17 protein-coding genes are annotated in these 19007 nt (G+C 70.8%); all 17 read left to right on the top strand.

All coding sequences use genetic code 11. The features are described from left to right. Positions 1-62 precede the first annotated feature (62 nt). The 17 genes from FJR00_RS15840 (at position 63) to FJR00_RS13920 (ending at position 18972) form a co-directional block, all read left to right on the top strand. A complete protein-coding gene (locus tag FJR00_RS15840; protein ID WP_181409637.1) occupies positions 63-839 on the top strand; it encodes a hypothetical protein in 777 nt (258 codons plus the stop codon). Beyond that, the gene (locus FJR00_RS13845) at positions 836-1768 is read left to right on the top strand and encodes a hypothetical protein (protein ID WP_141339245.1); all 933 of its coding nucleotides are present in this window, start codon (positions 836-838) and stop codon (positions 1766-1768) included. The genes FJR00_RS15840 and FJR00_RS13845 overlap by 4 nt, the downstream gene beginning before the upstream one ends. Next, positions 1765-2073, top strand: coding sequence for a hypothetical protein (locus FJR00_RS13850; RefSeq protein ID WP_141339246.1), 309 nt, complete (start codon positions 1765-1767; stop codon positions 2071-2073). The genes FJR00_RS13845 and FJR00_RS13850 overlap by 4 nt, the downstream gene beginning before the upstream one ends. 1 nt (position 2074) lies before the next feature. Further along, positions 2075-2977, top strand: a complete 903-nt coding sequence (locus FJR00_RS13855; RefSeq protein ID WP_141339247.1) for a hypothetical protein — start codon at positions 2075-2077, stop codon at positions 2975-2977. Continuing rightward, positions 2977-4407, top strand: coding sequence for a TrbL/VirB6 family protein (locus FJR00_RS13860; RefSeq protein WP_141339248.1), 1431 nt, complete (start codon positions 2977-2979; stop codon positions 4405-4407). The genes FJR00_RS13855 and FJR00_RS13860 overlap by 1 nt, the downstream gene beginning before the upstream one ends. Before the next feature lie 61 nt (positions 4408-4468). Further along, complete coding sequence (locus tag FJR00_RS13865) at positions 4469-5977, top strand: SCO6880 family protein (RefSeq protein ID WP_141339249.1); 1509 nt, start codon at positions 4469-4471, stop codon at positions 5975-5977. 209 nt (positions 5978-6186) lie between these two features. Further along, positions 6187-7509 (top strand): ATP-binding protein, encoded by a 1323-nt coding sequence (locus FJR00_RS13870; protein WP_238330501.1) that lies wholly within the window; start codon positions 6187-6189, stop codon positions 7507-7509. Positions 7510-7514: 5 nt separating this feature from the next. Beyond that, positions 7515-9095, top strand: coding sequence for a peptidoglycan DD-metalloendopeptidase family protein (locus FJR00_RS13875; protein ID WP_141339251.1), 1581 nt, complete (start codon positions 7515-7517; stop codon positions 9093-9095). Between the two features lie 67 nt (positions 9096-9162). After that, a complete protein-coding gene (locus FJR00_RS13880) occupies positions 9163-9612 on the top strand; it encodes a hypothetical protein (protein WP_141339252.1) in 450 nt (149 codons plus the stop codon). Then, a complete protein-coding gene (locus FJR00_RS13885; protein WP_141339253.1) occupies positions 9609-11135 on the top strand; it encodes a type IV secretory system conjugative DNA transfer family protein in 1527 nt (508 codons plus the stop codon). The genes FJR00_RS13880 and FJR00_RS13885 overlap by 4 nt, the downstream gene beginning before the upstream one ends. Further along, positions 11132-11779, top strand: coding sequence for a hypothetical protein (locus tag FJR00_RS13890; RefSeq protein ID WP_141339254.1), 648 nt, complete (start codon positions 11132-11134; stop codon positions 11777-11779). The genes FJR00_RS13885 and FJR00_RS13890 overlap by 4 nt, the downstream gene beginning before the upstream one ends. A 568-nt stretch (positions 11780-12347) precedes the next feature. Continuing rightward, positions 12348-14144: a hypothetical protein gene (locus FJR00_RS13895; RefSeq protein ID WP_238330502.1), complete on the top strand. Its 1797-nt coding sequence runs from the start codon at positions 12348-12350 to the stop codon at positions 14142-14144. 89 nt (positions 14145-14233) lie between these two features. After that, positions 14234-15622, top strand: coding sequence for a Cas10/Cmr2 second palm domain-containing protein (locus tag FJR00_RS16675; protein WP_377466739.1), 1389 nt, complete (start codon positions 14234-14236; stop codon positions 15620-15622). Then, positions 15619-16182, top strand: coding sequence for an RAMP superfamily CRISPR-associated protein (locus FJR00_RS13905; protein ID WP_141339257.1), 564 nt, complete (start codon positions 15619-15621; stop codon positions 16180-16182). Before FJR00_RS16675 ends, FJR00_RS13905 begins: the two co-directional genes overlap by 4 nt. Before the next feature lie 638 nt (positions 16183-16820). Further along, positions 16821-17234, top strand: a complete 414-nt coding sequence (locus FJR00_RS16680) for a type III-B CRISPR module-associated Cmr3 family protein (protein ID WP_377466741.1) — start codon at positions 16821-16823, stop codon at positions 17232-17234. Next, complete coding sequence (locus FJR00_RS13915; protein ID WP_141339259.1) at positions 17231-18553, top strand: RAMP superfamily CRISPR-associated protein; 1323 nt, start codon at positions 17231-17233, stop codon at positions 18551-18553. Before FJR00_RS16680 ends, FJR00_RS13915 begins: the two co-directional genes overlap by 4 nt. Beyond that, on the top strand, positions 18553-18972 hold the full coding sequence (locus FJR00_RS13920) for a hypothetical protein (protein ID WP_141339260.1): 420 nt from the start codon (positions 18553-18555) through the stop codon (positions 18970-18972). The genes FJR00_RS13915 and FJR00_RS13920 overlap by 1 nt, the downstream gene beginning before the upstream one ends. The last annotated feature ends 35 nt before the right edge of the window (positions 18973-19007 follow it).

Below are 19007 nucleotides of genomic sequence, written 5' to 3' on the forward strand. Positions count from 1 at the left end.
CGTAACCGGGAGCGCTGCTCGGGGAGCTTCTCGTGGTGTTCGCACGAGAAGAGGAGCTCGAGATGAGTGTTGCGACAGCTTTGGGACTGACCGGGTGGGACTGCGACCTGCTGGCCACGGCCCGGTCCCGGTGGGACACCTGGGCGGGGCTGCACCCGTGCCTGGAGGTCGGGGTGGGACCCGAGGGGCTGCGGCAGTGGTCGTTGGACGCCGCCCCGGCCCGGGCGAACGAGGTGCTGCTGGCCCTGGCCGAGCTGGGTGCACCCGACGGCGGGGGAGAGACGGCGGCCACCGGCGTGCTGCTGTGGGTGCTGATGCCGGGGGCGGTGCGCCTGTCCCGGTCGCTGGCCCGGTACGGCCCGGACGTGGACGAGGCGGTCGCGGCCCAGCTGTGGATCAGCGGACGGACGGTGGCCTGGCGCAACCGGGTCAAGGTCGCCCCCTCTGTGATGTTGAGCGCCCGCCGCGGTGTCCTGCTCGACCTGGAGGTCACGGCCCGGTGGGTGGACCATGAGACCCCCTCGGAGGACATGGACCTGCTGCCCGCCCCGGCCCCGGACGGTGGTTCGGCCGGGGCGGTGGACCTGGTGCACGAGCTGCTGGCCGACGCCCGCCGGCGGGGGGTGGTCAGCCGGCAGGACTGCCAGGTGCTGCTGGACCTGTCCGAACACACCACCACCCGCACGACCACGCTGTGCCGGGCGGGACTGCTGAGTCGGGCCGCGGCCCACCAGGTCGCCCGCGAGCACGGCTCGTCCCGCACGACCATCTTCCGGCGGGCCCACCGGGCACTGGAGGCCCTGCAGGCCACGTACGCGGACCGGGCCAGGACCGCATGAACCCCGCACCCACCCGCAACCTGCATGTGGCCGTCATGGGACCTGCTGCCTCGACACCGGTGACCCCTCATGCGGCCGACCCGCCCGGCACCAGCCGGGCGGGGGTGAGCGTGGCCGAGCTGCGGGCCGCGTGGCACGCGGCCGCAGCCGGCCGCTTCCGAAGGACCACCCCGCACCCCTCGACGGCCCCGGGTGCGCCGACCGCCGAAGGCGAGTGGTCCCCGGCGGGGGAGGTGGTCGCGGTGCTCGGGTGCCACGGTTTCGCCGGGTGCACCACCGTGGCCGTCGCCCTGGCCGCCGCGACGGACCGCCCGGTGCACCTGCTGGAGACCGCCGCCCCGGGCGCGAGCGGCCTGGCCGCCTACGCCACCGCCGAGCTCGGACCCACCGGCACCGGGTGGGTCCGCGGCCGCCGCGACCACGTGATCCTGGACCGCCGCCAGCACCCCGGCCCGGTGCCCCTGCCCGACCCCGACCCGCCCACCGACCCGGAAGGCCTGGCACAGGAACCGCTCACGGTGGTCGACGCGGGGTGCCACCCCGACGGGCTCGAGGCTGCCCCTGGGTGGGTGGGCCCGGCGATCGCCGCGGCGCAGCACCTGGTCCTGGTCACCACCGCCACCGTCCCGGGCATGAGACGACTGGAAGAAACCCTGGAACGCCTGGGGCCCTCAGGCCCGAGGCCGGTGCTGGCCGTGCGTGGGCCGGCCCCGCGCCGGTGGCCCGCGGCGGTGCGGCACAGCACCGGCCCGGCCACCCGGGACCTGCTGACCGGGGTGGCCCTGGTCCCGCACGACCCGGGCCTGGCCGTGCACGGCCTGGACACCCGACCGCTCCCGCGCGGGCTGGTCACCGCGGCCACCGACCTCCTGCACGCCCTCGGCCTGACCGGGGCACGACCCGCACCGACGAAAGGCAGCACCCGATGACCACCCCCCTCTCTCCCGTCCTGGCCCACGCCGGCTCCCTGGTCGCCCAGGTCTGCCCGCAGGCCCCACCGGGGGCGCAGGTCCACGTCGACAACATCCTCGGGTACGTCCTGTGGGGCGTGGGCATCCTGTTCTTCCTCGGCGTCGTCATCGCCGTGGCAGCGATCGCCGGCGGGCGCATGTTCGGCATGCCCCATGCCAGCACGGGCGGCATCATCGGCCTGGTCATCGTCTTCGTCGCCGTGATCGCCTACCTGATCCTGCCCGGGATCCTGGACGCGATGATGGGCACCGGGTGCGTCTGAGATGACCACCACCACACCCGGAGCGTGGGGCCGCGGGCGACTGCTGGCCATCCTCGCCGCAGCCCTGGCCGCAGGCCTGGTCCTGCTGGTCGGCCTGAGCCTGTTCATCTGGCAGGTCCTGACCGGCGAGGAACCCGACACCCTGGCTGGACAGGACACCCCGCCGGTCCAGGTGGTGCTGGACGAGGCCACCCTTCCGCAGGAGGGCCCTGCTCGGCGGGAACGGATCGCGGACGCGCCGATGGTGTCCGTGGACGACCCACGTTCCTACCGGCAGGGGCAGGTGACGACCACGATCGCCGAGCCCCTGGGTGTGCCCTCGCCGACGACGACCGGCCCGGTGGACGTGCCCACCGGGTTCCCCCGGGCCCCCGAGGGTGCGGTGGGACAGCTGGCGGCGATCGACGTGACCGTGATCCGGGCCATGTCGGTGCCGGCCACGCACGAGATCTACCGGGCCTGGTCCACCGGTGGTGCCGACCCGGCGAGGTGGGTGATGACCGGCAACGTCACCGATTTCCTCACCGCCGCCGGCCAGGCCGGGCAGACCAAGGAGGCCGGCCTGGCCGTGACCGTGGTCCCGGCCGCCGGCCAGGTCAAAGGCACCGACGGGCCGGACTGGACGGTGGCGTGCGTCCTTCTGCAGCTGGAGGCGTCCCTGGTCGAGCAGGCCCGGGCCGCCTACGGGCACTGCGAGGCCATGACCTGGACCGGCGACCGGTGGGTGATCGACACCACCCGCCCGGTGTCCCCGGCACCCTCGACCTGGCCCGGGACCGACCTGGCCGCCCGGGCCGGGTGGCGCCCCTGGGCCCCCGATCAGACCCCGGCCAGTGACCAGCCCACCGGGCAGGCGCCCCCCGGTGCCGAAACCGGCCTGGGTGGGTCGGGGGGTGGTCCGTGATGCCGAACCCGTTCGAGTACCTGGCGGCCAAGGCGGTCGGGGAGCTGGTAGCTGACGCGTGGACCTCGATCATGCTGGCGATCTGGATGGGCGGGCTGTGGTTCCTGCGCACCGTCCTGGGCCTGGTGGACGCCATCCTCACCCCCGACGTGACCGCGGACGGCCCGGCCGGACAGGTGTACCGGACCACGTTCTGGCTCGCGATCGCTCTGCTGCTGATCCTGGCGATGGTCCAGCTTGGCGTGGCCGCCTGGCGACGGGACGGGACCGACCTGGCCCACGCCGGCATCGGGGTCGCCCAGTTCGTCGTCGTGTTCGCCGCCTGGGTCGGGTACACGGTGATGATCCTGGCCGCCGCGCAAGGCCTGACCAGGTCCTTGCTGCGGGCCATGTTCGGGGTCGAGGCGTTCGCCCACTGGGAACCCTCCGGTTCCCTGGTCATCGCGGCCGAGGACATCACCGACGCGCTGCTGGCCACCGTCCTGGGGTTCCTGGGCCTGGTCCTGTGGCTCGGCGGGGTCGGGTTCCTGCTGGTCATGCTGACCCGGGCCGGTGCCCTGCTGGTGCTGGTGGCCACCGGCCCGATCGCCGCCGCCGGGCTGGCGGCCGGGTTCTCCAGGGGCTGGTTCTGGACGTCGTTCCGGTGGTTCCACGCGGCCGCGTTCACCCCGGTCCTGGTCGCCCTCGTGCTCGGCCTGGGCACCTCGGTCACCACCGGCGTCGTCCAAGGTGAGGCTGACGGGCTGGCGACGACGATCGGCACCGCGATCCCGGGGGTGTTCCTGATCTGCATCGCGGCGTTCTCCCCGCTGGCCCTGTTCAAGCTGCTGGCGTTCGTGGACCCCGGCACCTCCTCCGGGGCCGCGATGCGCGCCGGGTACGAGGCCCACGGCGGTCTGCGCGGACTCACCGGCCGCGGCGTGGCGACCTCCGGGGCCGCGTCCACCCTCGACGGGCACGGCCGCCCCGCGGGGGAGGTGTCCGCCGAGGGCCAGGCCAACCAGCGAGCGGTGACGGCCACGACCAGCCTGGGATCGACCGCCGGCGGGCTGGCCCACCCGGCCCTGGGCGCGGCGGCCGCCGTGATCGGGGCAGGGGTCGGGTCGTTCGTCTCGGCCGGCACCCGCGGCGCCGCGGTGGCCGCGGACCTGGCCAACCAGGCCGGCGTGGGCCACAACACCTACGTCCCGGACTTCCAACCCTCCCGGCCCACCGGCGACCGGCACCGGCTCGCCCACCCCGAACAACGCGGCGAGGACACCGACAGCGGCGGCGGGGAAGCCGGCGGGGGAGCGGTCCAGGCACCACCTCCGGCACAGACCAGTCCCAGCACCGGGGCCGGACCGATCACCCCACCCGGTGGCGGCGGCGCGACCTCAGGGACCGGTGCGGCAGCCGCCGGTGCCGACGCCGGGGCCGTGACCCCGTGAGAGTCGCCCCAACCGCCCGGAGCACGACCCCCGCCGGCACGACGTCAGGAAGGACACGGCCATGACCGTCTACCGCGACTACACCCGCGCCCGCATCGGGTGGTTCTTCGGCCTCACCGGCCTCCAGCTCGGCCTCCTGGCCACGGCGGTCCTGCCGGTGGCCTGGTCGATCTCCAAGCAGGACTGGGCCGCGGTGGGCCTGTCCATCCTCCTGTGGGGGTTGCTGTTCGGGATCGTGGCCGTCCCGGTGCGGGGCCGGTCGATGACCGGGTGGATCACCTCGACCGTGTCCCTGGCGGCGGGGACCCTGGCCGGCTGGACCAGGTTCCGGGCGCGGGCCACCACCGGGCAGGCCAGACCCCAGGAGCAGGAGCAGGCGGACCTGCCGGGGATCCTGGCCAGCGTCGTGATCCACGAGGGCCCACCCACGGGGCACTCCCACCGGCGGGTCGCGTTGATCCAGAACCACTCGATGAGGACCTGGGCGGTCACCGCCTGCATCGTCCACCCGGGACTGGGCATGGCCGAGGCGCAGGACCGGGAGGTCTACGGGCAGGGCCTGGCCGAGCTGCTCGACGCGGCCGTGCGGGCCGAGCTGGCCTGCGAGGTGATCTTCATGGTCCGCACCGTCCCCGAGGACGGTGCCGAGCGGGCCGACTGGGTCCGGCGCCACCGCAGCCCGGGCGCCCCGGCCCAGGTCACGGCGATCAACGACGACCTGCACGAGTCGCTGACCGCCGCGACCGTGCGCACCGAGCAGTACGTCACCGTCGTGGTGCCCGAGTCACGGCTGGGCAAGGTGGCCCGGGAGTACGGCGGGGGAGTCAACGGTCGCGCCAGGGCTCTGTACGCAGCGATCGCCGAGGTCGAGTCCCACCTGCGCGGCGGCCTGGGCGTCTCGAGCGTGGAGTGGCTGACCAGCCCCCAGCTGGCCCAGGCGTGCCGGACCGGGTTCGCCCCGGGGGACCGGGCGACCATCATCGACGCCCTGGCCGCCGCGCAGACCGAGACGGGCGTGTGCACCGACGTGCCGTGGGAGATGGCCGGCCCCTCCGGTGCCGACGCCGCCGTGCGGCACTACTCCCACGACGCGTGGAACTCGGTCTCCTCGACGGTCAAGCTGCCGGTCAAGGGGGCCGCGATGGGGGCGCTGGCCCCGGTCCTCATCCCGCACCAGGACGGGGAGCGGCGCTCCTTCATGGTCTGCTACCCCCTGGTGCCGCCGGGCCGTGCCGACCGACAGTCGGCCAACAGCGAGTTCGGTGCCGACCTGGGGCAGTCGTTGCGGGTCGCAGCACGGATGAAGCAGCGCACCAAGGACGTCGACGAGTCGCAGAAGGTGCGCGCCCTGGAGTCCAAGCTGGCCCGCGGAAACTCCCTGACCGTTCCCTACGCCGTGGCCACGGTCACGGTGCCCAAGACGGTCCGGGCAGCCGAGGCCGGTCGCCGCCTGGACTCCTCTATCCGCCGGGCGGGGTTCGCCCCGCTGCGCCTGGACCTGGCCCACGACGTGGCCTTCGCCGCCTCGGTGGTGCCGATGGGCATCTGCCTGACCCGGAAGGCGGGCTGAGCATGCGCGCCGCCTCGAGGAGCCGCCGGGCGAGCACCGGCCGGGACGTGGCCCGTCTGCTGGCCGACTTCGGTCACGACGCCCCACCGGCACCGACGCCCGCAAAGCAGGAGCGGGAGCCTCGGGTGTTCCGGCCCACCAGTCCCAGAGGACCACGGAAGGTAGATCGCGGTTGGGCCCCGGCGAAAGCGCCGGTGGCGACCTGGCGGATGACCAGTGACCAGGCTCCGGCGTTCTGGCCGTTCATCCCCACCCCCGCACTGCCCCCGACCGGGGCGCAGATGGGCATCGACGTCGCCTCCGGGGCAGCGTTCCACTGCGACCCGCTCGGTTGGGTGGTCCGGGGCGATGTGCCGATCAGCAACCCGAACATCATGTGCTTCGGCAAGCCCGGCATGGGCAAGTCCGGGACCACCAAGGCGTTCATCCTGCGGATGATGGACTTCGGGTACCGGGCCCTGATCCTGGGCGACACCAAGGACGAGTACGAGGGGGTGTGCCGGTTCCTGGGGGTCGAACCGATCGCCCTCGGTGCCGGCCTGGGCGCCCGGGTCAACCCTCTGGCCCTCGGCCCGCTGGCCCACGGCTGGGAGCAGCTGGACGCCGTGGAGGCCGAACGTCGCGCCCAGTCCGTGTTCTCCCGGTGGCTGACCCTGATCCGGGCGCTGGTCGGGTCCCAGCAGATCGGGGAGAGCCTGGTCCCGTTCGGGCCCAGCGACGAGGCCGTGGTCCGCACCGCCCTGGCCGACCTGACCGGGTACGGCGCTGGCGCCACCTTCTTGACCGAGACCACGCTGCCCGGGCTGTGGCACGCCCTGGACAACCCTGCCCCCGAGCTGGTGGCGGCGACCCGGTTCGAGAGCACACGGCAGTTCATGGACTCCACGCGCCTGCTGCGCGACGCCCTGGGCCAGCTGGTCAACGGCGCGCTGGCCGGCATGTTCGACGCGCACACCAACGTCGACATCGACTGGCTCGCGCCGATCCAGTCCCTGTCCCTGTCCCGGCTGCCCCAGGAGGCCGTGGGTATCGCCCTGACGTGTCTGGGCTCCTGGGGTGCCGGGCAACGCGAGGTCGTCTCCCGGGCCGACCAGCGCGTGGTGGTCCGTGACGAGGCGTGGCGGCAGCTGCGGCTGGGGCCGGAGGCCGTCAAGGCGTTCGACGCCGACATGCGCCTGTCCCGTGGTTTCGCCGGCCAGGGCGGGGACATCCAGTACGCGGTCGCGCACAAACCGTCTGACCTGCTCTCGGCCGGCGACGAGGGCTCGGTGGCCCAGACCATCGCCCGGGACATGCTGCACCTGGCCGACATCAAGATCCTGCACGGCCAGGGCCCCAAGGTCGCAGGCGAGCTCGACGAGATCCTGGGCCTGGGCCCGTTGGCCGTGCATGCCATCACCACGTGGGCGCGGCAGGAACCGGGCCGCGCCGTGTGGCAGGTGGGGGACCGCATGTACAAGGTGGCCACCGTCCTGCACCCGCTTGAGGCTGCACTGGCCAACACCAACACCGGTATCGAGTCGGCCAGGTGAGGTGAGTGAAAGGCGTCCTGGCCGTGATGGCCGCTCTCGCGGTGCTGCTGGGATTTCCCCTGGCCACCGCGGTGCTCGTGGCCTCGGTGGCCACGCCCGCGGCGGCGCAGGTGCACCGCACCCTCTTGTGCGAGGGGACCCTTCCTGTCACCGGGGACTGGCGGCCACCGTACGAGAGCGCATATGCCCTGACCCCAGGCTCGGGGTTCGGGCAGCGGTTCCACCCGATCCACCTGGAGTGGCGCCTGCACGCCGGGGTCGACATGACCTCCCAGCCGGCGGGTGCCCCGGTGGTCGCCGCCGCGGCCGGCACGGTCACCGGATCCGGGTGGACCAGCGGGGGAGGGAACACCGTCACCATCGACCACGGGGGTGGTATCAGCACCCGGTACCTGCACCTGGCGGCACCCAGCCCGCTGAGGCTCGGGCAGGCCGTCCCACTAGGTGGACGGGTCGGGGTCGAGGGGTCCACCGGTGACTCCACCGGTTCGCACCTGCACTTCGAGATCCGCCAGGACGGGCAGCCGATCGACCCGGTGCCGTTCATGCTCGAGCGCGGTGCCCCCCTCAGCGGTGTCGCCGTGGCACCCTCCGCAGCGCCGGGGGAGGAAGCGTTGCCACCGTGGGTGCCTGAACTGCCCGAGGACGGGGAGGGTGGCATCGGGTTCGAGCTGCCCGCACCGGGGCAGCCCCGCCAGGACTCCCTGCACAACCCGTCCCTGCCGATCCCGTCGGGAATCCAGGAGCTGTACGAGCAGGCCGGGTCGGAGTACGGCATCCCGTGGGCACTGCTGGCAGGGATCGGGATGGCCGAGACTGCCCACGGGGCCAACACCGGCACCAGCTCGGCGGGTGCGCGGGGCCTCATGCAGTTCATGCCGGCCACCTTCGCCGCCTACGGGGTCGACGGGGACGGGGACGGGCTGGCGCAGATCGACAACGATGCCGACTCGGTCCACTCCGCGGCCAAATACCTGACCGCCTCCGGGGTGCACCGAGGCGAGGAGGGGGTGCGTGATGCGCTGTTCGCGTACAACCACGCCGACTGGTACGTCAACGACGTCCTGTACTACGCCCAGCAGTATGGGGGTGGATTGGTGCTGGGAGACCCGTTGCATTGTGACGGCCAGGGCGGCAACCCCGACCTGCCCCCGGTCAGCAGCGAACGGGTGGCCCAGATGCTGGCGTTCGCGGCCGGACAGGAGGGGGACTCCTACATCCTGGGCGCCGGTGGGCCGAACGCCTGGGACTGCTCCTCACTGACCCAGACCGCGATGGCCCAGATCGGGATCACCGCCCCCCGCACCGCCCAGGCCCAGCGGGACTGGCTGGCGATGGGCAACGGGTTCCGCGTCCCGCTCGACCAGGCCCAACCGGGGGACCTGTTCTTCTTCGACTCCTACCTGGGCCCGCACACCATCGGGCACGTCGGGTTCGTCTGGGACCCGGCCACCAGCACCAGCATCGAGGCCGCCAACCCCGCCAAGGGCGTCGGCTTCTTCAGCTACAGCCGCGCGCTGGACAACAACATCTTCGAGATCTGGCGCCTGGGCAACATCGACGACAACCCGAAAGCACCCAGCTGAGTCCCTGGACCGTCCTCGTCCGCTTCAGGACGCAGAACAGTTCCCCCGACCCGGAGATGAGGAAGCGATGCAGCAGGACAGACTCAAGAACCCGCACCCGTGGACCTACGAGATCCCTCTGGCGATCCTGCTGACCCTGATGCTGATCGCGGTGCTGGGGGTGCATACCGGGCGGGCCGTGGCCAACCTCCTCGCCGGCGGAGGTTGGGGCTGGCCCCCCGCCACCGAGCTTTTCCCCAGCCTGCCCGGCCTCCTGCGCGGCGACGCCGGCGCCGGACTGACCAACCCCGGCGTCGTCGCCGAACCGGGGGCGCTGCGGACCTGGGTGCTCATCACAGCGGCCGTCAACCTGCTCGGCGCTCTGGGCCTGTCCGTGGTGGCCTACCGGCGCTGGGGACCGGGCCGGCTGCGGGGCATGGCCTCCCGCACCGAGGCCGCGTCGCTGCTGGGTCTACCCCGGCTCCGCAGGCACAGGGCCGTCATCCGGCCCGACCTCTACGGAAAGGACGCACGATGAATCTCAACCTGCCCGGCCTCTTCCAGCGCCGCGGCCCCGCCCAGGCCGGGGAGGTGAACCCTTCTCGGCGGGCACGGACCAGGTTCGATCCTCGGGACGCAGGATGGAACCTTGGACGGTCCACCGCCCCCGCCGGGGTGGACCTGTGGGTGCCGTGGGACCGCACCGCCGGGGTCATCGGGCCCCAAGGGTCGGGAAAGACCCTGGACCTGCTCACCCCTGCCCTGCTCGACGCTCCCGGGGCGGCCCTGGTCACCCTCACCAAACCGGACGACCTGCTCCTGACGTTCACCGCCCGCTCCAGCGACGGGCGACCGTGCGTCGTGCTCGACCCGTTCGGGTTGGTGCCCGGACTCCCGGAGCTCGTGTGGGACCCGATCGAGGGGTGCGTGGACGCGGTCGTGGCCGAGCGGCGGGCCAAGGCGTTCACCGCCGGCACGATCAAGGGTGCCGTCGCCGAGGGGTACGGCGACCAGGCCGCCCGGTTCTACGCCGCCGAGGCCGCCAAGGTCATCCAGGCCTACTTCCACGCGGCCGCGCTGACCAGCCGCACCCTGGACGACGTGCTGGAGTGGGTCGCCGACCCGCGCTCCACCGTCGAACCCTCAGAGATCCTGCGCACCCACCCCCAGGCCGCCAGGTTCTGGCACGGACTGCTGCACGGGGCCCTCCACGGAGACGAACGGACCGCCGGCAACACCGTCACCACCGTGCAACAGGCACTGTCGTTGTTCTTCCAGGAACCGATGCGCCAGCGGTGCGTCCCCGGCCCCGGGCGACCGGGGACCAACATCGGGCAGGTTCTCGCCGGCGGGGGCACCATCTACCTGCTCGGCCGGGAGGACCCCTACGCCTCGGCCTCCCCGCTGATGACCGCCCTGGCCGAGCACGTCCTGGACACCGCGCTGGGCATGGCCCAACGGTCCGGCTGGGGCAGGTTGTGCCCGCCCCTGCTCGCCTGCCTGGACGAGCTGCCCTCCACCGCCCCCCTGCCCACCCTGCGCACCCGGATGGCCAACGAACGGGCCCTGGGCCTGTCCTTCATCTGGGCCGCGCAGACCCGCGCCCAGCTCGACTCGATCTTCGGCCAGCAAGAGGCCCGCGCCGTGCTCGGCCTGACCAACAACCTGGTCCTGTTCGGCGGGTCCAAGGACGTCGCCTTCAACCAGGAAGTCTCCGACCTGGTCGGCAAGGTCCGCGTCGGCCGGGCCACCTGGAACACCGGCCACCGCGGCGGACGCACCTACTCGGCCGAGGACATCCCCGTGCTGACCGGATCGGAGATCCGCCAGATCAAGGAACGACACGCCCTGGTCATCTCCGAGAACGGCAAACCCGTCATGGCCCGGCTCCACCGTTGCATCGACGGCAGACCCGGCAGGCGACTCCTGGCCGACCAGGCCATGCTCCGCGACCAGATCGGGGGCCACCAGCGCGCCACGATCAGTCCCGAGGCCCGCACCACCGACGCCCTGGCCGCAGCCCGTCAGCACGGCCTCGTCACAGCGGAACACGACCGGTGAGCACGACCCACCAGGCAGGAGAACAGGGACGGGCACGTTACCCGCTGGCCAGGCCCTTCCCCGCCCCCGGCCCGATGATCGTTCACGCCTACCGGGAACTCGACATCGCCCTCAACGGGGACGACGCGCCACGCAAGACCGTCGGCCACCCCAGCAAGCTGCCCCGCCCCTGGGACCCCGGCACCATCCAGGACCCACCCATGCGGACCGAGCTCTGGGAATGGCTCGAGGCCGTCGTCGAATGGGTCAACACCGAGCACGTCTGGGACCCCTCCTACATCATCCCGCCGTGCTGGCCCACCCACCCCCACCTGGTCCACGAGATCGCCGTCCTGGCCGACCAGCGCCGCAAGGCCGGCCAGGCCATCGCCAGCGACGCCCTCGAGGAATGGCACCGCTACGCACTGCCCGCCTTCTTCGAGCGCCGCAAGACCCGACTACGCACCGCCTGCGACAACCGCCACCACGACTGGCCCGCCCGACCCGCCCACGTCCGCTTCCAGGACGCACACGAACCCCGGGCACGGCACTACACCGGCGACGTCGACCACCACCGCCAGCTACGGCCGCACCCCCTGGACCCGGCGGATCCTACGGCCGCACTACGACTCCGGCCACCAACCGTCCAGGCCCAGGGGAAGTAGGCAGGGTGGTGGCTGTACTGGACTGGCCCACCTGCGCTGGCACCCTGGCAGATCGTGATGTGTGATCTGAGGTTTCTGTGCGGAACCGTTGCTGGGACGGTCCGCGCGTACTTCCCGCCCCGCGAGTCCGCAATCGAGTGCAAGAGCACCCGATCCTCGGTCGCCGATGCCCGCCTCTGGGGCGGTGGATCGCAGAAGGGCGCCATTGCCCTGTTGTGGGAGCAGATAGCGACACGCATCCCGGGGGTGGGGGGTGTTGCGACATAAACCCGCTAGCGTGCTGCAGCACAGAGTTGTAGAAGAACCTTGACGAGTTCGAACTACGAGGCGGAGCGCAATGGTGGAGTTTATCAATCCATACAACTTCGTACCGATCGCGCCCGCCGTCGACCAACGCAGGGCACGTCCTGTGGGGCACCGGCGTGCGGAGCCTGGCACCCGCAGCGGGTGGCTAGACGTCACGTTCACGGCGACGACACCCATCTCGACCGCCCACGCCGCCTCACCGACTGACGTCCCCTCTGTCCTACCGCTCAGGGGATCGACAATACGCGGGGCCCTCCGCTCCATGCACGAAGCCCTCTCCGGGAGCTGCCTGCGCGTATTCGATACGGAGTTCGTGCCTGCGTACCGCGAACAGATGTCGCGGGGCAACGAGCGCGAGCTGGCCCTCGTTGCTGATGTCAAGCATGACCAACACACGGGAGAGGTCACCTCCCTTCGGCTCTACATCGTGCCGGAGAGCGACGTGGTCTCGGTGCCCATGATCAAGTGCGCCGGGCTGCATGAACGAGAGCAGGTACGGACCGGGGCACACCTGTCAGTCGAGACGTCCATGAGCAGGCCTCATTTGGCAGCGGAGGTGTTCTTCCACGACGCGGGCGAGTACACCCTCCTCGTCTCCGACACCCGAGCACGACAAGGGCCTGAGGACCGCTGGAAGTTCCGGGCAGTCCGCCGACCACAGAGTCTCGACCAGCTCAGGGCGGGGACGGTCCTCGTCGACCCGGAGGTGGTCAGCGATTTCAACCATGCGGCAGCGGGGCTCGCTGACCGTAAGACCAACCCTGGGTTGCGCGGTGCGGTCCCCGGTCTGGACGGCTGGCTCTATGAGCCTGTCGGAGATCGCGCCTACAACCGAGGGCGGGGAGGGAAGACCCTTGGGAGACGGCTCGTCGCCCGAGGCCCGGGAGGAGAGATCCTTAAACGCGGCCAGCCGGTCTGGGTCCAGCGCAACACGCATAAAGATGTGACATGGGTCGGCCTATCCCAGATCTGGAGGTCAGCAGGTCACTTCAGCGCGGGCGAGCGCGCGGGTGACGCCAGTCCCTGCCGCACCGACCTGTTGTGCCCCAGTTGTCAGATGTTCGGTTCGATCGAGCAGCTGACGACGGACGAGAAGGCGGCGGTCAAGGAAGGGCGGGGTGCAGAACAGCATTCCTATGCCGGGCACGTGTGGGTTGGTAGCGGTCAGTTCTCGTCCGCGCCGGTACTGGAGGTGCTCACGCTGCCGCGTGTCGACTCTCCACGCCCCGGAGCCGGACAGTTTAATCTCGCCGGAGAGAGCATCATGGCCGATGATCCCGAGGCGCAGCGGCGCCTGCCGCTGGCGCCTCAGCGGCCGCTGCGCGAGTGGGGGGCCTCGGCGGACCACGGGCAGCCTCGCCCGATCCGAGGTTCCAAACGCTACTGGACCAGTTCCTGGCCAGGCCGCGCCGCACGGATCGAGGCCCAGACCGCTGGGGCGGCCCAGGACGAGGTGGTGCACCGGGCGTGCGCACCGGTCGGCTCGGTATTCACCGTCCAGATCTTCTTCGAGGGCTTGTCCACCGAACAGGTCGGGAGTTTGATCGCCGCAGTGGACCCGGCGCGGTGGCTCGCGGCATGGCACGACTCTGACGTGCCAGCCGAGGCGGCGCGTTTTCGGCTGGGCGGCGGTAAGCCGTTCGGGCTGGGTGCGGCCCGGTCCGGTGTCACCCTCCACCTGGCCGACATGCCCGCCCGGTGGACCGGTGACTCCGAGGACCCACCTGACGCGCTGACCGCGGACGCGGCGGTGGAGGCGTTCGTGGCCGCCGCGCCCGCTCCCGTCGTCCGCACCTGGCGTGCTCTGGCTCACATGGTCACCGAAGACTTCGTGAACCCCCAGCTCGTGTCCTACCCACGGCACGAAGGACCGCCGGAACAGGCCCCGTTCCACTTCTGGAAGGAATCCATCGGGCACCAACGGACCAGTCGCGAACGCACGAGGACCATCACGCCGTTCGTCGCGCTGCCCACCGCCGAGCAGCCAGCAACTGAGCAGGTGCTGGACACGGCAGACGCCCGGACCGTGCCGGGTGTCCCTGAGCAGAGGAGACGCTGACGGTGCACTACCTCGACGTCGGTATCATCCGAATCCAGGACTGGCTCTTCCGAAGCCCAGATCTTCGGGGCCTGCGGGGCGCATCGTCCATGCTCAGCCAGGCGACGGACGAGGAACTGTGGACGGAGTTCCTGGACACCTCGTCGGGGTGGGAATGGAATGTCGAGGCTGGCAACGTCTCGGGCATCGTCAGCCTCCGCGCGGCGGACCCGACGGTGCCTGCCGCACGGCAGGCAGAAACGACCCTGAGAGTACTCAGAGCCTCCCTCCCCGCAGCGGCACTGACCGCGACGTGGTCCAGCGGCCAGCCGGCCACGTACGCGGAGTTCAGACGAGCCAGGCCTGAGGGGTGGTTGCAGTCCTTTCCCCCTGGACTGGAGAACCCAGCCGCCCGGCCATGTCGCCAATGCCGCAGGTCTACGGCTGTGCCGAGAGGGGCGAGCTCCTCGGCGCCCCCGACCGCGGAGGCGGAGCGGTGCCAGGACTGTGGACTGCGCGAGCAGCATGCCGCCTACCGAGCCCGTGAACGTGCATGGTCACTGCGTCGCCTGTGGGATGAGCTCCGTGCGCAGCACCCGCACGTCCATCTGAACGTCCCCGACGACCTGAGCGCACTCGCAGCCCTAGGTGCCCGATCAACAGGAAGACGCCGCCACCCGGAGGACGCGGCCACCCGGGTAGCGCTCATCTGTGCTGACGGGAACGCTGTAGGTGCTTTCGTGGCGGCGGCGACCCAGCGTGTGAACAAGGGGAAGGTGACCCGGGCCATCGAGTCCGCCACCACCACGGCCGTCCTGAACGCCACCTCACGACACTGCCTCCTGCACGGCGCTTCAGGCCAGGTCGCCGACGTCGCACTGATCCCGCACGTGATCGGGGGTGATGACCTGATCGCATCCGTCAGCGCGCATGCCGTGTGGGACTTCGTCGTCACCCTGTGCTCGGAGTTCGACCGTGCCCTCGCGGCTACCTGGAGCCCCCAGGAAAGCCGGTCCTTGGAGGGCCTCACCGTTCCGACGCTGTCCGTCGGCGTAGCGATCCACCATGCCAAGCGCCCCCTCGGCGACGCGATCCGCGAGGCCTCCGACGGCCTCGACGACGCCAAGCAGCAGGGAATGAACTCGTGGATCGCCTGGCGCGACTCAGTGCGCGGACAACCCGACAGTGGCCATCCCGCACCACGACCCGCGACATGGTTGCGCGCCCATCTTGAGACCATCCGGACTTTCGCCTCTGTGCCTCGTGCCCATCGTTCGACGGTGATGATGCACGCGGCGGCGAACCACGAGGCAGCAGAGGCATGGGAACTCGTCTCGGAGGTCACGCGCAGACAGGGGACGCGCCACCTGGTGGAACGCCTGGTCGGCTCGTCCACGACGCCGGAAGGTCACCTGGAGGATGTCCAGTGGGCGTTGCAGGTTGCCGCCGACCTTGACCCCCACCCAGGTGGTCGGTCGTCGCAGGAGGACTCCCGATGACGTCCCTCGCCTTCACAGTGCACTTCCACTCACCGTTCCTCATCGCGACCGGCCAGGCCCGAGCCGGCTTCGACGCCACCGTCGACCTCGTCGATCCTCTGCGCGAGTCGCACATCAAGGGATTGATGAGTGACGCTGCAGCTCGTGTGCTCGGGCTGCCGCCGCGCCGCCTGGAGCAGATCTTCGGCAGTGCGGAGGTGCCGAGCCCGTGGCACTGGTTCGTCGTACCGGCCGATGGTGAGGCGGGCGCGGTAGCACCGGCGGAGAGGTTCCGTGTCTCCATCGATCCCGACACGCACACCAGCACCCAGGACATGTTGCTGCGCGCCAGGGTCGGCCAGACCCGCCAGGCGCAGTTCCGCGTGGACCGGATCGACTGCACCGGGAGTGAACAAGCCCGTGCCGAGGCGTTGGCCCTGACGGCCGCAGCCAGGGCGATCCACCTCCTCGGGGGGATGCGCCGACGTGGCTTCGGCTGGGTCGGAGTCACCGGCGGGGTAGAGCTGAACCAGGACTCGCTCAGGGAGCTGGGTCTCTGGACGATCGAGGAAGGCGACTGATGGATCACTGGCTCGACGTCCGCATCACCCTGGAACAGGCCGCGACGCTAGGCTCTCGGCCACGGGGCGGCCAGATTCGAACGACGCTCACCCACGTGCCAGGGAGTGTCCTGCGAGGGGCGCTGGCGAAGGTATGGATCAACGCTCACGGCGCACCCACGCCCGAGCACCCTCGGCGCACCGAGTTCGAAGCCCTGTTCGAAGGTGACCTGATCTTCCGGCCGAGCTACACCGGCGGGTTCCCGTTGTCGCACGCCATCCTGCGTCACAAGAGACGGCCGTCACCGCAGTGTCGACCGGCGTGGGATCGTGCCTTGGACCAGGAGTGTCCAACCGCTGGAGAATGCCCGACCTGCGGTGGACCGCTCGAAGAAGCTACAGGGCAGCTACCCGCACCGGACGGTCCACCAGACCGTGGCGCCCGTCCGCGGGGCCTGCGACGGGACATGCATGTTGAGATCTCACGACAGAGTGGCACCGCAGTCGACACCAGACTGTTCGAGCGCGAGGTCGTCCCGCGCGGCACGGTGTTCCGCGGGGGAATCGCGGGCAGGAAGGGGGCCGTCGATCTGCTCACCCAACTGCTCGACTTGTGCACGGGTCGAGTGGTGCTAGGGGGCGCCGGCTCGACCCAAGGAATGGCGACGATCGAACTGACCGCGGGCCCAGCACCCACCCTGGAGAGAGTGCCCGGATCAGACAGGCAAGCAATCCTGCGGCTCGCCTCCCCTGGCGTTTTCGTCGACCAGTTTGGACGCCCGGCCCCTGTCCCCGACACCGCCGAGCTGGAGGATCTGCTTCAGGCAGAGGTTCGCCTCACCAACCCCTGGAGCGATCCACGATGGGACGTCCACGGCGGCTGGCACGCAGCCTCTGGCCTTCCCAAGCCGGAGGAGAGAGTCGTGGCGGCGGGCACGACCTATTTGGTTCGCACAGCACAGCCCCTGACCGACACGGCACTGCAGACCCTCGCCATGCAGGGTCTGGGTCTACGCCGTCATGAGGGTTACGGTGCCCTGGCCACCACACGGAGCTGCGGAGCCGCAGTATGAACGTCACCCGGTTGCGCACGGTGCAGGTGTTCACGGCCACCATCCGGCTGACCAGCCCAGGCGGGGTGATGGCCCCGCAGTCGACGCCCATCCTGGGCGAGGCCACCGGCATCAGCGGACCAGACGCCGTCCCGGTCGTCGAGCTGGGCAACGGGAGCGTGATGCCGGGCACCACGCTGGCCGGCAGTTTTCGTCAGCACCTGCAGTCCCGAGGCGTCGGCGACACGGACCTGGTTCGCCTGATGGGCCGGGGAGGCCAAGACCCCAACGCCAGTCGACTGTGCGTCCTGGGTGGCAGAACCCCGGACCGCGGTGACCAGGGTTTCCTCGACGAGCATTCCACGGCAGTAGATCGATACAGGGGCGCGGCGCGGGAAAGCACGAAGCGTCACGTCCGGCGCCTCCCGCCCGGAACCGAGTTCATCACGTTCTGGTTGCTCGAGAACCCGACACCGGGGGAGTCGGCGGTCGTCAGCGAGGCGCTCGGCACGTGGCACCCGCTGTTGGGAAGTTCGGTGACCAACGGTCGCGGTGACTCGCAGGTGGTCGAGGTTCGCACAGGGACCCTGGACCTGTCCGACGAGCGTGACCTCCTCCTCTACCTGACCCACCACGGGCCAGAGCTGTGCACGGTGGTGGCCACAGACGAGGTCGCCATCGCCGATCCAGAGCCCCGGGCGACCATCGTCATCCCGCTGCGCATCGTCGAACCGCTCCACTTCGGTACGGGCGAAACCACACAAAGCACGACCCGACCAAGGGTCAACCTGGTCGTCAGGATGGGTCAGGACCTGGTGATCCCCGGCCGCAGCGTGCGAGGCATCCTGCGGTCGCGGCTCGACTACATGCTGCACACCCTCGGCCTGGCGGACTGTCCGGAGCAGCGGTGCGGTGTGTGCCTCTCCTGCGAGCTGTTCGGTTTCACGAGCCCGACAGGCGGGCGGCGGGCCTCAGTCCGCATTCTCGACAGCGCTGTCCGAGATGCTCGCACCGAAACCCTCGAACACGTGGCCATAGACAGGTTCACCGGCGGCGCGAAAGACTCGGCATTGTTCACCGACGAGGTCATCATCGAAGGCACCTTCGATGTGGTCATCGAGCGACTTGATCCGCCCAGTGACGCCTGGCGCCTGCTCGAGGCCCTGGTCCGTCTGGTGGCCCAGGACCTCCACGAAGGATTCGTACGTCTCGGGGGCGGTGCGAGTCGCGGATACGGCCGAGTGGAACTGGCCCCCGAGCCCGCGGCCGGGCCAAGACTGATGCCTCTGGACCAGGCCCAGCACACCATGTCGACCTTCGTCGGAAGCAGGAGACCGTGATGGAGTGGTATCTCACCGGGGGTGTTCTCACCAATTGGGAGAAGGTGCGTCGCCTTCAGGCTGGCATGACCTACCAGTGGCAGGATCTCGACGGCTTCCACCAGGAAGAACTGCCCGAGACACCACCCAAGAGCTCCCTCCTGCACGGCTGGAACCTCGACGGTACCGTTCTGGTCCGGCTTCGTTGGGCCGGTCACCGGGCGTACGCGGCGCGACTGGTGCAGCACCAGCAACCACTGGACGCTGCTCAACTGGTACAAGTGGTGATCTCGCAGACCGTCCCGTGGCACGACCTGGGTCAGGTGGCCCAGGCGAAGGGCCGCGCGACGAAAGCCCGCGCACAGGTGTTCGAACACGTCGAGGTCCCCGACATGGGCCGGGGAGGCTTGCTCTTCCTGCGGCCGATGAGCGTCGCATGATTCCTCCATCCGGTCTGCGGTACCCCCGGAAGAAG

It is taken from the genome of Ornithinimicrobium kibberense (assembly GCF_006519705.1).
GTDB classification, from domain to species: Bacteria; Actinomycetota; Actinomycetes; order Actinomycetales; family Dermatophilaceae; genus Ornithinicoccus; species Ornithinicoccus kibberensis.

Coding starts and splice junctions, on each gene's coding strand:
- FJR00_RS15840 (WP_181409637.1), top strand. CDS start 63: ATGAGTGTTGCGACAGCTTTGGGACTGACCGGGTGGGACTGCGACCTG.
- FJR00_RS13845 (WP_141339245.1), top strand. CDS start 836: ATGAACCCCGCACCCACCCGCAACCTGCATGTGGCCGTCATGGGACCT.
- FJR00_RS13850 (WP_141339246.1), top strand. CDS start 1,765: ATGACCACCCCCCTCTCTCCCGTCCTGGCCCACGCCGGCTCCCTGGTC.
- FJR00_RS13855 (WP_141339247.1), top strand. CDS start 2,075: ATGACCACCACCACACCCGGAGCGTGGGGCCGCGGGCGACTGCTGGCC.
- FJR00_RS13860 (WP_141339248.1), top strand. CDS start 2,977: ATGCCGAACCCGTTCGAGTACCTGGCGGCCAAGGCGGTCGGGGAGCTG.
- FJR00_RS13865 (WP_141339249.1), top strand. CDS start 4,469: ATGACCGTCTACCGCGACTACACCCGCGCCCGCATCGGGTGGTTCTTC.
- FJR00_RS13870 (WP_238330501.1), top strand. CDS start 6,187: ATGACCAGTGACCAGGCTCCGGCGTTCTGGCCGTTCATCCCCACCCCC.
- FJR00_RS13880 (WP_141339252.1), top strand. CDS start 9,163: ATGCAGCAGGACAGACTCAAGAACCCGCACCCGTGGACCTACGAGATC.
- FJR00_RS13885 (WP_141339253.1), top strand. CDS start 9,609: ATGAATCTCAACCTGCCCGGCCTCTTCCAGCGCCGCGGCCCCGCCCAG.
- FJR00_RS13895 (WP_238330502.1), top strand. CDS start 12,348: ATGCACGAAGCCCTCTCCGGGAGCTGCCTGCGCGTATTCGATACGGAG.
- FJR00_RS16675 (WP_377466739.1), top strand. CDS start 14,234: ATGCTCAGCCAGGCGACGGACGAGGAACTGTGGACGGAGTTCCTGGAC.
- FJR00_RS13905 (WP_141339257.1), top strand. CDS start 15,619: ATGACGTCCCTCGCCTTCACAGTGCACTTCCACTCACCGTTCCTCATC.
- FJR00_RS16680 (WP_377466741.1), top strand. CDS start 16,821: ATGGCGACGATCGAACTGACCGCGGGCCCAGCACCCACCCTGGAGAGA.
- FJR00_RS13915 (WP_141339259.1), top strand. CDS start 17,231: ATGAACGTCACCCGGTTGCGCACGGTGCAGGTGTTCACGGCCACCATC.
- FJR00_RS13920 (WP_141339260.1), top strand. CDS start 18,553: ATGGAGTGGTATCTCACCGGGGGTGTTCTCACCAATTGGGAGAAGGTG.